General features: G+C 61.0%; 14 protein-coding genes. 11 read left to right on the top strand and 3 right to left on the bottom strand.

The window, feature by feature from the left end; translation table 11 throughout:
* Positions 1–122: 122 nt before the first annotated feature.
* From urtA to ureC, 11 genes are all read left to right on the top strand, one after another.
* Positions 123–1,388 carry an urea ABC transporter substrate-binding protein gene (urtA, locus tag ND528_RS19225; protein ID WP_056787644.1) on the top strand — a complete coding sequence of 422 codons (1,266 nt, stop codon included), beginning with the start codon at positions 123–125 and terminating at the stop codon, positions 1,386–1,388.
* 237 nt (positions 1,389–1,625) lie between these two features.
* Positions 1,626–3,128 (top strand): urea ABC transporter permease subunit UrtB, encoded by a 1,503-nt coding sequence (gene urtB, locus ND528_RS19220; RefSeq protein ID WP_130912242.1) that lies wholly within the window; start codon positions 1,626–1,628, stop codon positions 3,126–3,128.
* The gene (gene urtC, locus ND528_RS19215; RefSeq protein ID WP_137215869.1) at positions 3,128–4,207 is read left to right on the top strand and encodes an urea ABC transporter permease subunit UrtC; all 1,080 of its coding nucleotides are present in this window, start codon (positions 3,128–3,130) and stop codon (positions 4,205–4,207) included. Before urtB ends, urtC begins: the two co-directional genes overlap by 1 nt.
* Complete coding sequence (gene urtD / locus ND528_RS19210; protein WP_016771888.1) at positions 4,204–5,073, top strand: urea ABC transporter ATP-binding protein UrtD; 870 nt, start codon at positions 4,204–4,206, stop codon at positions 5,071–5,073. Before urtC ends, urtD begins: the two co-directional genes overlap by 4 nt.
* Before the next feature lie 116 nt (positions 5,074–5,189).
* Complete coding sequence (gene urtE, locus ND528_RS19205) at positions 5,190–5,888, top strand: urea ABC transporter ATP-binding subunit UrtE (protein ID WP_263470929.1); 699 nt, start codon at positions 5,190–5,192, stop codon at positions 5,886–5,888.
* Between the two features lie 43 nt (positions 5,889–5,931).
* Complete coding sequence (locus tag ND528_RS19200; RefSeq protein ID WP_263470928.1) at positions 5,932–6,771, top strand: urease accessory protein UreD; 840 nt, start codon at positions 5,932–5,934, stop codon at positions 6,769–6,771.
* 153 nt (positions 6,772–6,924) lie between these two features.
* Positions 6,925–7,227 (top strand): urease subunit gamma, encoded by a 303-nt coding sequence (ureA, locus tag ND528_RS19195; protein WP_003221215.1) that lies wholly within the window; start codon positions 6,925–6,927, stop codon positions 7,225–7,227.
* A gap of 9 nt (positions 7,228–7,236) precedes the next feature.
* Positions 7,237–7,770, top strand: a complete 534-nt coding sequence (locus tag ND528_RS19190; protein ID WP_130912245.1) for a GNAT family N-acetyltransferase — start codon at positions 7,237–7,239, stop codon at positions 7,768–7,770.
* Between the two features lie 5 nt (positions 7,771–7,775).
* Complete coding sequence (locus ND528_RS19185) at positions 7,776–8,312, top strand: GNAT family N-acetyltransferase (protein WP_263470927.1); 537 nt, start codon at positions 7,776–7,778, stop codon at positions 8,310–8,312.
* Positions 8,309–8,617, top strand: coding sequence for an urease subunit beta (locus ND528_RS19180; RefSeq protein ID WP_137215866.1), 309 nt, complete (start codon positions 8,309–8,311; stop codon positions 8,615–8,617). The genes ND528_RS19185 and ND528_RS19180 overlap by 4 nt, the downstream gene beginning before the upstream one ends.
* A 159-nt stretch (positions 8,618–8,776) precedes the next feature.
* Complete coding sequence (gene ureC, locus ND528_RS19175) at positions 8,777–10,477, top strand: urease subunit alpha (protein ID WP_071174262.1); 1,701 nt, start codon at positions 8,777–8,779, stop codon at positions 10,475–10,477.
* 60 nt (positions 10,478–10,537) lie between these two features.
* On the opposite strand, the gene ND528_RS19170 is transcribed toward ureC, so the two are convergent.
* From ND528_RS19170 to ND528_RS19160, 3 genes are all read right to left on the bottom strand, one after another.
* On the bottom strand, positions 10,538–11,944 hold the full coding sequence (locus ND528_RS19170; protein WP_249121127.1) for an SET domain-containing protein: 1,407 nt from the start codon (positions 11,942–11,944) through the stop codon (positions 10,538–10,540).
* Between the two features lie 214 nt (positions 11,945–12,158).
* Positions 12,159–13,736, bottom strand: a complete 1,578-nt coding sequence (locus tag ND528_RS19165) for a hypothetical protein (RefSeq protein WP_263470926.1) — start codon at positions 13,734–13,736, stop codon at positions 12,159–12,161.
* A 205-nt stretch (positions 13,737–13,941) separates the two neighbouring features.
* Positions 13,942–14,247, bottom strand: a complete 306-nt coding sequence (locus ND528_RS19160) for a chaperone modulator CbpM (protein ID WP_016771896.1) — start codon at positions 14,245–14,247, stop codon at positions 13,942–13,944.
* Between the last annotated feature and the right edge of the window lie 22 nt (positions 14,248–14,269).

Genomic DNA, 14,269 nt, shown 5'->3' with positions numbered 1-14,269 from the left:
GCAAACGCTCTGGCACGACATTTTCTTGCCTGAACGCGACCGGGCACAGCCTTTGCAAAACACACCTTCAGTCGTCCGCATCTGCCAACCAGAAAAAATCGAATGTTCATGGAGATCGCACAATGAAGCGTCGCAGTTTGATCAAGGCTTTCACACTCACGGCATCCATTGCCGCGATGGGCATGACCTGGACTGTCCAGGCCGCCGAGACCATCAAGGTCGGGATTCTGCATTCGTTGTCCGGGACCATGGCGATCTCCGAAACGTCGCTCAAGGACATGGCGCTGATGACCATCGACGAGATCAACGCCAAGGGCGGCGTGAACGGCAAGATGCTCGAGCCGGTGGTGGTCGACCCTGCTTCCAACTGGCCGCTGTTCGCCGAAAAGGGCCGACAGTTGCTGACCCAGGACAAGGTCGCGGTGGTGTTCGGCTGCTGGACCTCGGTATCGCGCAAATCGGTACTGCCGGTATTTGAAGAGCTCAACGGTCTGCTGTTCTACCCGGTGCAATACGAAGGCGAAGAAATGTCGCCGAACGTGTTCTACACCGGCGCCGCGCCGAACCAGCAAGCGATTCCGGCGGTTGAATACCTGATGAGCGAAGAAGGCGGCAGCGCCAAGCGCTACTTTTTGCTCGGCACCGACTACGTCTACCCGCGCACCACCAACAAGATCCTGCGCGCGTTCCTGCACTCCAAAGGCGTGGCCGACAAGGACATCGAAGAGGTCTACACGCCGTTCGGTCACAGCGATTACCAGACCATCGTTGCCAACATCAAAAAATTCTCCGCCGGTGGCAAGACTGCCGTGATCTCGACCGTCAACGGCGACTCCAACGTGCCGTTCTATAAAGAGCTGGCCAACCAGGGCCTGAAAGCCACCGACGTGCCCGTGGTGGCTTTCTCGGTCGGCGAAGAAGAACTGCGCGGCATCGACACCAAACCGCTGGTGGGCAACCTCGCGGCGTGGAACTACTTCGAGTCGGTGGAAAATCCTGCGAACAAGAAATTCGTCGCGGACTGGAAAGCCTACGCGAAGAAACACAACCTGCCGGGCGCCGATAAAGCCGTGACCAACGACCCGATGGAAGCCACCTACGTCGGCATCCACATGTGGGCGCAGGCGGTCGAGAAAGCCAAATCCACTGACGTCGACAAAGTGCGCGAAGCACTGGCCGGGCAGACCTTCGCCGCACCATCGGGCTACACCCTGACCATGGACAAGACCAATCACCACCTGCACAAGCCAGTGATGATCGGCGAAATCCAGAGCGACGGTCAGTTCAACGTCGTGTGGCAGACCGAAGGCCCGATCCGCGCGCAACCGTGGAGCCCGTTCATTCAGGGCAACGACAAGAAGCCGGATTATGCGGTGAAGAGCAACTGAGTCACCGGATGTCAGTCTCGCGCCTGGCGTGAGGCTGATGCAATTCCCTGTGGGAGCGGGCCTTTGTGGTGAGGGGATTTATCCCCGATGGGTTGCGAAGCAGCCCCAAAGCCATCGGTCGCGGTGTATCAGATTGATCGCGTCGACCGATATCACGACTGCTTCGCAGCCGAACGGGGATAAATCCCCTCGCCACAAAGGCTCGCTCCCACAATGTCCGCGTCAAGGCGACTGACTATGCCCACTGCCCTTTTCCGATTCATCTGTGCCATCGCACTGTTGCTGCCGCTGCTGGCCCACGCCGGCGACGCCGAAGACTTTGTCGCGGCCAATCCGATGCAACAGGCCAAACTGCTGGAAGCCTGGGCCGCGCAGCCCGATCCGGCCCGTATCGAATTGCTCAACGCCCTGCAACAAGGCGAACTGACGATCGACGGCCAAGCGAAAACCCTGCGCCTGAACAATCGCCTGCGGGGTCTGATCGACACCGCGATGGCCAGCCATCAATTGCTCGCCGCTGACAGCAAAATCCGTCTAAGCGCCGCACAGCAATTGCAGAAAAGCGCGAAACCCGCGCAGCTGAAATTTCTCGACCAGCAGCTCGCTGGGGAAAAAGACCAAAGCGTGCATGCCGCCCTGAGCCTGGCGCTGGCCAATCTGCAATTGGTCGACAGCGACCCGGCGGTGCGCCTTGCAGCGGTGCGGTTGCTCGGTGAAACCGGCGACCCACTGGCCCGTACACGCCTCGAAGGTTTGCTCGAACCCGGAGTGGAAAGCGATGCCGGCGTGCGCACCGCCGCCGAAACCAGCCTCGCTCAGGTCAAGCGCAAACTGCTGATCGGCGAAGTGCTCGGCCAGGCGTTCAGCGGCATGTCGCTGGGCTCGATTCTGCTGCTCGCCGCCCTCGGTCTGGCGATCACCTTCGGCCTGCTCGGGGTGATCAACATGGCGCACGGCGAGATGCTGATGCTCGGCGCCTACTCGACCTACGTGGTGCAGTTGATGTTCCAGCGCTACGCACCGCAGGCCATCGAGTTTTATCCGTTGATCGCGCTGCCAGTGGCGTTTTTCGTCACCGCCGCCATTGGCATGGCGCTGGAACGCACGGTCATCCGCCATCTCTATGGTCGGCCGCTGGAAACCCTGCTCGCGACCTGGGGCATCAGCCTGATGCTGATCCAACTGGTACGTCTGGTATTCGGTGCGCAGAACGTTGAAGTGGCCAACCCGGCGTGGCTGTCCGGCGGCATCCAAGTACTGCCCAATCTGGTGCTGCCGTACAACCGCATCGTCATCATCGCTTTCGCATTGTTCGTGGTGGTGCTGACCTGGCTGTTGCTGAACAAAACCCGCCTCGGCCTCAACGTGCGCGCCGTCACCCAGAACCGCAACATGGCCGCCTGCTGCGGCGTGCCGACCGGGCGCGTGGACATGCTCGCCTTCGGCCTCGGCTCGGGCATCGCCGGATTGGGCGGCGTGGCGCTGAGCCAGATCGGCAACGTCGGTCCCGACCTTGGCCAGAGCTACATCATCGACTCGTTCCTGGTGGTGGTGCTCGGCGGCGTCGGCCAACTGGCCGGCAGCGTGCTCGCGGCGTTTGGCCTGGGCATCGCCAATAAGATTCTCGAACCGCAGATCGGTGCGGTGCTCGGCAAGATCCTGATCCTCGCGCTGATCATTCTGTTCATTCAGAAACGTCCGCAAGGCCTCTTCGCACTGAAAGGACGGGTGATCGACTGATGAACCAGCCTCTGTTAGTCACGGCCACACAAAAGGCCGGGCCGAAAGTCACGCTCGCGGTCGGCGGGGTGATCCTCGCGCTGCTGATCGTTCTGCCGCTGCTGTCACTGCTCGCGCCGGACAATGCAATGCACGTCTCGGCCTACACGCTGACCCTGGTCGGCAAAATCCTCTGCTACGCCATCGTTGCTCTGGCGCTGGATCTGGTCTGGGGCTATGCCGGCCTGCTGTCGCTGGGCCACGGTCTGTTCTTCGCCCTCGGCGGTTACGCGATGGGCATGTACCTGATGCGGCAGGCGGCCGGCGATGGCTTGCCGGCGTTCATGACTTTCCTGTCGTGGAGCGAGTTGCCGTGGTACTGGACCGGCACCAGCAGCTTTATCTGGGCCATGTGTCTGGTGGTGCTGGCGCCGGGTCTGCTGGCGCTGGTGTTCGGCTTTTTCGCCTTCCGTTCGCGGATCAAGGGTGTGTATTTTTCGATCATGACCCAGGCCCTGACCTTCGCCGGCATGCTCCTGTTCTTCCGCAACGAGACCGGGTTTGGCGGCAACAACGGCTTCACCAATTTCCGCACCATTCTCGGCTTCGGCATTACCGAACCGGGGACCCGCGCGGTGCTGTTTCTGGCCACGGTGTTGTTGCTGGTGGCGAGCCTGTTCATCGGCTGGCGCCTGGCGCAGAGCAAGTTCGGCCGGGTGCTGACGGCGTTGCGCGATGCGGAAAACCGTTTGATGTTCTGCGGCTACGACCCGCGTGGTTTCAAGCTGTTCGTCTGGGTGCTGAGTGCGGTGCTGTGCGGTCTCGCCGGAGCGCTGTACGTGCCGCAGGTCGGCATCATCAACCCCAGCGAAATGTCGCCGACCAACTCGATCGAAGCGGCGGTGTGGGTCGCCCTCGGCGGGCGCGGCACGCTGATCGGGCCGCTGCTCGGCGCCGGCGTGGTCAACGGCATGAAGAGCTGGTTCACCGTGGCCTTCCCGGAATACTGGCTGTTCTTCCTCGGCGCGCTGTTCATCGTCGTGACGTTGTACCTGCCCAAGGGCGTGATCGGTCTGCTGAAGAAACGAGGTGAACAATGAGAGTCACAGCGAGTGCTGAATTCATGCTGGAACCTGCGTTTTTTCCCGTGGAACCGAACAAGGACGAAGGCACCAGTCGCGACTCGATCGGCCTCGGCCAGCGCGTCGGCCCGGGCCTCGATACGCGCCACGGCACCATCCTGACCCTGGAAGACATCAGCGTCAGCTTCGATGGCTTCCGTGCGTTGAACAATCTCAACCTGTACATCGGCGTCGGCGAACTGCGCTGCATCATCGGCCCCAACGGCGCGGGCAAGACCACGCTGATGGACGTGATCACCGGCAAGACCCGGCCCAGTCACGGCAAGGCCTGGTTCGGCGAAACCCTGGACCTGACGCAGATGAGCGAAGTGCAGATTGCCCAGTCCGGCATCGGCCGCAAGTTTCAGAAACCGACGGTGTTCGAAGCCTTGAGCGTGTTCGAAAACCTGGAGCTGGCGCAGAAGACCGACAAGTCGGTGTGGGCCAGTTTGCGTGCACGCCTGAGCGGCGAACAGAAGGACCGCATCAGCGAAGTGCTTGAGACGATTCGCCTGACCACCTCGGTCAATCGCCAGGCCGGCCTACTGTCCCACGGCCAGAAGCAGTTCCTTGAGATCGGCATGTTGTTGATGCAGGACCCGCAACTGCTCTTGCTCGACGAGCCGGTGGCGGGCATGACCGACGCCGAAACCGAATTCACCGCCGAGCTGTTCAAGTCGCTGGCGGGCAAGCATTCGCTGATGGTGGTCGAGCACGACATGGGCTTTGTCGGCTCGATTGCCGACCACGTCACGGTGCTGCATCAGGGCAGCGTGCTGGCCGAGGGCTCGCTGGAACAGGTGCAGGAAAACGAGCGGGTGATCGAGGTCTACCTCGGCCGATGAATCGGCCAGCTGCAAGCGACAAGCTTCAAGCAGCAAGTAAAAGCAAAGTCATAAACAGCACTGCTCTTGCTTGCAGCTTGCGGCTTGCGGCTTGAAGCCCAACTAACGGAGTTCCGATGCTACAAGTCCAACAACTTCATCAGTACTACGGCGGTAGCCACATCCTGCGCGGCCTGAGCTTTGACGTGAAGGTCGGCGAAGTGACCTGCCTGCTCGGACGTAACGGCGTGGGCAAGACCACCCTGCTCAAATGCCTGATGGGCCTGCTGCCGGCCAAGGAAGGTGCGGTGAACTGGGAAGGCAAACCGATCACCACGTTCAAACCGCATCAGCGCGTGCATGCCGGTATCGCTTATGTGCCGCAGGGCCGGGAGATCTTCGGGCGTCTGACCGTGGAAGAGAATCTGCTGATGGGTCTTTCACGTTTTCCTGGCAGTGAAGCGAAGGAAGTCCCGGCTTTCATCTACGAACTATTCCCGGTGCTGCTACAAATGAAGCAGCGCCGTGGCGGTGATCTGTCCGGTGGTCAGCAACAGCAACTGGCGATCGGCCGCGCATTGGCCAGCCGCCCGCGCCTGCTGATTCTTGATGAGCCGACCGAAGGCATTCAACCGTCGGTGATCAAGGAAATCGGCGCGGTGATCAAGCAGCTCGCGGCGCGCGGTGACATGGCGATTCTGTTGGTCGAGCAGTTCTACGACTTCGCCGCCGAGCTGGCCGATCAATACCTGGTGATGTCGCGGGGCGAGATTATCCAGCAGGGTCGCGGTGAAAATATGGAGGCCGAGGGTGTACGCGGGCTGGTCACGATCTAACGCGCCGGTCTAATCTGTAGCTTCCTAACGATAATCACAAATCATGAATTCACTTGCCTCACCTGCCCTGTTTACCCCGAGCTGGCACGCCGAGCTGGAACTGGCTTACGCGCGCTTCGGCGATTGCACGCGCCCGGTCATGCGACGCCATCTCGGCCCGCTGCGCGTACAAAAGCACCTGTACGCCGAAGGCCCCGAGGTCTGTCAGCACATCATCGTCCACCCACCGGGCGGAATTGCCGGTGGTGATCGACTGGATATCAGTGCCCGCGTCGAACCCAACGCCTGGGCGCAAATCACCAGCCCCGGCGCCGCCAAATGGTATCGCGCCGGTGGACCGGCTTATCAGCAACTCGACTTGAAAGTCGCCGCCGGCGCTACGCTTGAATGGCTACCGCAGGAAACCATCGTCTACAGCGCCGCGCAGGCCGAGTTGAGCACAACGATCGAGCTCGAAGGCGATGCGCGGCTGTTCTACTGGGACGTGGTGGCGCTCGGTCGTCCGGCCAGCGGCGAGCGTTTTGACCTCGGGCATTTTCAGGCGCACCTGGATATCCGCCGCGATGGTCAGTTGCTCTGGCACGAACGGCAGCGCATTGTCGGTGCGGACGGTTTACTCGATTCGCCGATCGGCCTGGATGGCAATCCGGTGTTCGCAACGATGCTGGTCACCGGTGAGATAGACGCCGGGTTGCTGGAGCGCTGCCGCTCGCTGGGGCACGAAGTGCGTGGAGACTTGACGCAGTTGCCAGGGTTGCTGGTGGCGCGGTGTCTGGCCGGTGAAGCGTTACTCGCCCGCGCCTGGCTGATTGATTTATGGCGACTGCTAAGGCCAGCGCTGCTGGGCCGCGAGGCCCAGCCACCGCGAATCTGGAACACCTGAAATGCATGCCCCTGTAGGAGCTGACGAGTGAAACGAGGCTGCGATCTTTTGATCTTGATCTTTAACAGCAAGATCAAAAGATCGCAGCCTTCGGCAGCTCCTACAGATCGCGATCGACCTGATCATTCTTAACTGCCGATATTGGATTCCAACATGGACCTGACCCCACGCGAAAAAGACAAGCTGCTGATCTTCACCGCCGGCCTCGTCGCCGAGCGGCGGCTGGCCCGTGGCGTGAAACTCAATTACCCGGAAGCCATGGCCTACATCTCCGCCGCGCTGCTCGAGGGCGCGCGCGACGGCCAGACCGTGGCCGAGCTGATGCATTACGGCACCACCCTGCTCAGCCGCGAACAAGTGATGGAAGGCATCCCGGAAATGATTCCGGAAATCCAGGTCGAGGCGACGTTCCCCGACGGCACCAAACTGGTCACCGTTCACCAGCCGATAGTCTGAGGCCGCACCATGACTTACAGCATTCGCGATGCGAGCCGGGCCGACCTGCCGGCGATCCGCGACATCTACAACGACGCCGTGCTCAACACCACGGCGATCTGGAACGAACAAGCGGTCGACCTCGGCAATCGCCAGGCATGGTTCGACGCGCGTCAGTTGCAGGCGTACCCGATTCTGGTGATCGTCGACCGTGAAAACGCAGTGCTGGGTTACGCCTCGTTCGGCGACTGGCGCCCGTTCGATGGCTTCCGCCACACCGTCGAACACTCGGTGTACGTGCGCAGCGATCAACGCGGCAACGGCCTCGGCCCGCAACTGATGACCGCGCTGATCGAACGCGCCCGCACCTGCGGTAAACACGTCATGGTCGCCGCCATCGAAAGCGGCAACGCTGCCTCGATCCGCTTGCACGAGCGCGCCGGTTTCAGCATCACCGGGCAGATGCCGCAAGTGGGCACCAAGTTCGGCCGCTGGCTCGATCTGACCTTCATGCAGTTGACCCTCAATCCCGGCGCACAGCCACCGGATGCCCACAAGGAGTGATGTCGATGAACGCCGCCCAGTTGCGCCGCGTCAACGCTGAAAGCTTTGCCCACTATCGCCAGGGCCTGATCGATCTGCTGCTCGACGCCGTCGGTTACGGCGCCAGCGTCGGCTTCATGGCCGACCTCGATGCCGCGCAGGCGCGCGCGTATTTCGATGAGGTGCAGGACAACATCAACAAGGGCAGCACGCTGCTCTGGGTGGTGGTGAAGGACGAGCAGGTGCTGGCCAGCGTGCAACTGGGCCTGTGCCTGAAGGCCAATGGCCTGAACCGCGCCGAAGTGCAGAAACTGCTGGTGCGCGAACACGCGCGGCGGCGCGGTCTCGGTCAGCAACTGATGCAGGCGCTGGAACTCGAAGCGCCCAAGCACAAGCGCGGCATGCTCTATCTCGACACCGAGGCCGGCTCGCCGGCAGAAGATTTCTACAAGGCGCTGGGCTACGTGCGCGCCGGCGAAATCCCCGATTACGCCTGCGATCCCAACGGCACCTATCGCCCGACCGCTCTCTATTACAAAGTCCTGCAAGGAGCCCAGCGATGATTCCTGGCCAATACCAGATCCAGCCCGGCGACATCGAACTCAACGTCGGCCGCCGCACCGTGAGCCTGAAAGTCGCCAACAGTGGTGACCGGCCGATCCAGGTCGGTTCGCACTTTCACTTTTTCGAAACCAACGACGCGCTGAACTTTGATCGCGCCGCCAGTCGCGGCATGCGCCTGAACATTCCCGCTGGCACCGCCGTGCGCTTCGAGCCAGGCCAGAGCCGTGAAGTCGAGCTGGTCGATTACGCCGGGCATCGCCGGGTGTTCGGCTTTGCCGGCCGCATCATGGGTGATCTCGACTGAGATCGGCGTATCCCGAAAAGATCGCAGCCTTCGGCAGCTCCTACCAATGTCACCTGGTCTCAAGCCAATCACTGACTGTAGGAGCTGACGAGCGCAGCGAGGCTGCGATAGCGAGCTATGCGAGCGATCTCGAAAACAATTGAATCCCAAGGCAAGCACATGAAGATTTCTAGAAGCGCCTACGCCGACATGTTCGGCCCCACCGTCGGCGACAAGGTGCGCCTGGCCGATACCGAGCTGTGGATCGAAGTCGAGAAAGACTTCACCACCTACGGCGAGGAAGTGAAGTTCGGTGGCGGCAAAGTCATCCGCGACGGCCAGGGCCAGAGTCAGTTGCTCGCCGCCGAAGTGGTCGACACGCTGATCACCAACGCGCTGATCATCGACCACTGGGGCATCGTCAAGGCCGACGTCGGCCTCAAGGACGGGCGCATCGCCGCGATCGGCAAGGCCGGCAACCCCGACGTGCAGCCCAACGTGACCATCGCCATCGGCGCCGGCACCGAAGTGATTGCCGGCGAAGGCATGATCCTCACCGCTGGCGGCATCGACACGCATATCCACTTCATCTGCCCGCAGCAGATCGAAGAAGCATTGATGAGCGGCGTCACCACCATGATCGGCGGCGGCACCGGCCCGGCCACCGGCACCAACGCCACCACCTGCACCTCCGGCCCGTGGCATCTGGCGCGCATGCTCCAGGCCGCCGATGCCTTCCCGATGAACATCGGCCTGACCGGCAAGGGCAACGCCAGCCTGCCGGAGCCGTTGATCGAACAGGTCAAGGCCGGCGCCATCGGCCTCAAGCTGCACGAAGACTGGGGCACCACTCCGGCGAGCATCGACAACTGCCTCAACGTCGCCGACCAGTACGACGTGCAGGTGGCGATCCACACCGACACCCTCAACGAATCGGGTTTCGTCGAAACCACCCTCGGCGCATTCAAGGGCCGCACCATCCACACCTATCACACCGAAGGTGCCGGTGGCGGCCACGCGCCGGACATCATCAAGGCCTGCGGTTTCCCCAACGTGCTGCCGAGCTCGACCAACCCGACCCGGCCGTTCACCCGCAACACCATCGACGAACACCTCGACATGCTGATGGTCTGCCACCACCTCGACCCGAGCATTGCCGAAGACGTCGCCTTCGCCGAAAGCCGCATCCGCCGCGAAACCATTGCCGCCGAAGACATCCTCCACGACCTCGGCGCGTTCTCGATGATCAGCTCTGACAGCCAGGCCATGGGCCGCGTCGGTGAAGTCATCACGCGCACCTGGCAGACCGCCGACAAGATGAAAAAACAGCGCGGCCCGCTGCCGCAGGATGGCGAGGGCAACGACAACTTCCGCGCCAAACGCTACATCGCCAAGTACACCATCAACCCGGCGATCACCCACGGCATCAGCCACGAAGTCGGCTCGATCGAAGTCGGCAAGTGGGCCGATCTGGTGCTGTGGCGCCCGGCGTTTTTCGGCGTGAAACCGACGCTGATCCTCAAGGGCGGTGCGATTGCCGCCAGCCTGATGGGCGATGCCAACGCCTCGATACCGACGCCGCAACCGGTGCATTACCGCCCGATGTTCGCCAGCTACGGAGGCTCGCTGCACGCCACCAGCCTGACCTTTATCAGCCAGGCGGCGCAGGAGGCCGGGCTGCCCGAAGCCCTGGGTTTGAAGAAGCAGATCGCTGTGGTGAAGGGCTGTCGCGACGTGCAGAAAACCGACCTGATCCACAATGACTATCTGCCGAACATCGATGTCGATCCGCAGACCTATCAGGTCAAGGCCGATGGCGTGTTGCTGTGGTGCGAGCCAGCGGAAACGCTGCCAATGGCGCAGCGTTATTTTCTGTTCTGATAACCGCGCGGGACTGAATACGGACGTGCGCGTCCGTATTCAGAATTCGACACTGGCTGGTCAGGAGAATATCAAGGACATCTGTTGTTCACTGTAGCCGTAATCCAGACGCAACTCGGTGCCTGCCGGTATGTCTTCGCTGGCGATTATCCCGTTGAGTATGAACTCCTTCGTCACCAGATCCTTACCCATTATTTGCTGCGCCTCGATGCTGAACGACACGAATTCCACGTTATAACCGCTCGCAGCCTGACGCACCGGTCTGCCCGTGGCGTCGTATTCGAAGTTGGAATTGATCCTGGAAAGGATGTTGTCACCCAGTACAACCAGCGGGTCGGGGATGAGATGCCCCGGGCCGTATTGGAAACGCATGCCGGCCAGGGTCGCAAATGTCTGTTCGTGGCGTCGAACGAAACGTTTCGGGGTTATGACACCCCCATAAACACCAATCGCCTCGCCCTTGGCCAGACGCCTGTTGGCCACGACCATTGACTGGTCGATCAATGACCGCTCACCGGGTACTTTTACATCGGCCTCGGTAAACAATCGCCACTGCAGTTTTTCTTCGTATAACTGCGCGACTTTCTCATATTCGCCAAACTTGATATATGGTTTGATCGGCTCTGAGCTGTACCACTCGCCGCTTTTGAGGCGCACTTTGTTTTGCATCCGTTTGATGCGAATCGGCATGCCGGCGGTATCCCTGAGCGGGTATTTACCGTTGTTGGCGCGATTGTAGTGACCGCGGCGATTGCTCAGAAACGAGTAGGGCGTTTCCGCCCGCATCCACTCCAGTTCCTCTGTCGTGTACGGTTTGACCGGCATCGATTCGGAGGCGAGGTAGAAGCGCTCGCCCGCCTCTGCGGACTCGCTGAAGACATCCTCGAGCGCTGATTCGAAGTCATCATCACTGTGCGGGGAGGATTCGCGGCTGCGCCCCGGCATGATCGCCGAGCCACCGTCCGTGTCCGTGCTGTAATCCTGCAGCGGATACCAGCGATTGGTCTGCGCATCATGCGCCAGCACAGGACCCGAGGCGTGCGCCTCGCTGGGCAGTTTCGCCCGGTACAGGCCCGTCTCGGCATCGACACCGATCAGCACGACACCACCGTCCTGCAGATCGACGTACTGCCGACCTTTGAATACGCGAAATCCCTGAGCATCTGCATCTGGCAAAGCCGTTGGCGAAGGAATCAGGTAGTGCGCCAGCGAAGCGGCTTCACTGCCTGCGCCTGACGAACCACTTATCGGCAGTACGTGCGTACTGCGCATGGCCGTCGCCGTCATCGTCTCGACGTGAGCCGCACCTTGACCGGACTCGGCCGTATGCGTCGAGGTCTGGCGCATTGACGGATCGGTTGAGACACGCACCGTGTCGGAGCCGGAGGCATTGGAATCGGAAGATGTGCGCTGGTGGGCGCTGACATCGACAGCAGAGGATTTTGAAGACTTTGACTTGATTGGCATGAACCGCTTCCTTGCGAAAAAATGCGCAGCGACCGGCCGGTACTGGCTGGTGCTGCGAGCGTCGACGTCCATTGCCGACAGATGTCAGGAAAACTATCAGACCGCGCTATTGGTTAACATCTGCGGAAATACCTGCAAACACTAACCCTGTCTGAGGGGTCGATGCCGCAGACCACCGACAATACGGCCGGGCAGCGGCATCGATGCTGCAGGGTCAGCCGAAGAACAATTGCATGTCTCTCGGAGAGTAATTGTAATTGAGCCTCAGCTCCTGGCCGGCGGGTATATCGGCCGTGGCGAAAACAGTGCTCAGGTCCAGCCCTCTTCGCACCGCCTGACCGCCAGAACGATCCTCGACCTCCACTGCAAATGGCACGGTTTCAACGTTGTACCCAGCGGGTGCCTGGCGGATCGGCCGGCCTTCCTTGTTGAAGACGAAGTTGGTGTTGATCCGGGAAACAATGTTATCGCCGACAATGGCGATTTTTACCTCACGGGCCCTGCCGCTCTCTATCGCGATACCAGTGGCTGCTGTCATGGCGAAAACCTGTTCTTCACGGGAGAGAAAAACGTGAGGCACCAGATCGCCCCCATACACACCAATGACTTCGCCTTTGACGATGCGACGGTTCGCCACCACCATGGACTGCCCCACCAGAGCTTTCTCGCCGGGCACTACGATGTCGGCTTCGGTAAAAGTGCGCAGTTGCAGTTTTTCCTCGTAAAGCCTGGCAACGTTTTCGAATCCACCGGCTTTGAGGTAAGGCATGACCGGCGTCACGGCATAGACGTTGCCATTGACCAGAGTCGAGCTGCCCTCGATCGCTTTGATGTACATGGGCTGGCCATCCGCTCCGCGGATCGGATACCTGCCGTTGTTGGCGCGATTGTAAGAGCCCAATTGGTTGTTCGCTGCAGAGTACGGCACAGGCTGGCGCATGATGCTCGACTCTTCAGCGGTATACGGTTTGAAGGGCATGGATTCGGAAGCCATTTCGAAGACCTCGTCGGCAGACGATTTGCGTGGCGCAAATTCCGCTGCCAGCACGTACTCTTCGTCAGACTCTTCGCCTTGCATACCGCCCTTGCGGCCCCGACGCTTCCATACGCCGAGGGCGTCCGGCGCGGCGATGATCCCGCTACTGACCAATGCGGATGGATTGTTCGGGTCGAGCACTCGCAGCACATGATGCTGCCCGTCGCCCGCATCAGGTCGTGGCGCCGTAAAGTATCGCTTGCCGTTGAACTCGATTTCCTGTGCCTTGCTCCCGGCTGAGCGGAAAACGATCGACTCGGACGTATCCAGTGGATACCAGATATCGCTTTCCGGGCCACGGACCAGGACCGGGCCCGAAGGGTTGATTTCACTCGACAACCTTGCCCGGTGCTGACCGGTGACCGGGTCGACACTTACCTGCACGCTGCCGCCAGCATGGATATCAACGTAGCGACGCCCCTTGAATACCCTGAATCCCTGGGCATCGGCGCTCGAAAGAGCAACCTGAGCAGGAATCAGGTAATCATCAAGCGACAACGCCGTGGTGTCTGTTCGAACGCTGGAGGCGCTTGTCGCACCGTGCACTTGCACTCTCGATGAGGTCGTTGTCACGCGGGCCTCAACCGCGCTTTTGCCACTTGCGCTGGCAACGCCGACGCCTTGGGAAACAATGTCAGAGGTTGAATGCACCTGCGTTTCAGACCGGACAGGAGGCACATCGGAAACCGAACGCTGGAGCGATTCAACGTCCGCTGTCCCGCGCACCGTGGTCGAGGATTTGCTTTTCACTGGCATGATTACGATTCCCTGTAAGTGTTAGCCGCCCCCTCGCCTGCATGGGTGGAGCTGCTGTGATCGGCGTCCATTGCCGATCCTTGTGCAGGAAACTATCAGACCGAACTGGCGGTTAACACCAGGTGAAACACTCGCAAACATAACCCGGCAGGAAATGACCTGCTCGCGGACTGTCAGCCCGGCCCCTGGAAGAAACCTCAACTGGCTACTCGACTACGAGGCGCCCCAAACGCTGGCGCAACATGCGGTTCTCGGCGCGCAACTGCTTCACCTCGTCCAGCAGATCCAGTGCCAGTGCCACGCCTTCCCACTCCAGTTCCAGATCACGGCGCAGCTTCGCCGCGCGCTTGGCCAAGGCCAATTCGTAGTCGGTGAAGCGCCACTCCCGGGGCTGCGCGCCCTGAGGTTCGAGGATGCCGTGCTCGACGATTTCGATCACGTAGACGTCCGACAAATCGGCCGCCTCACAGAATTCTGCCAGGTCCAGTTGAACGATCAGGGGGCTGCTCATGATGGGCTACTCCGTCGTCGGG

Source organism: Pseudomonas mercuritolerans (assembly GCF_025706525.1).
Classification (GTDB): domain Bacteria; phylum Pseudomonadota; class Gammaproteobacteria; order Pseudomonadales; family Pseudomonadaceae; genus Aquipseudomonas; species Aquipseudomonas mercuritolerans.
The sequence above is the reverse complement of the archived record's forward strand: the minus strand, read 5'-3'. Positions and strand labels throughout refer to the sequence as shown.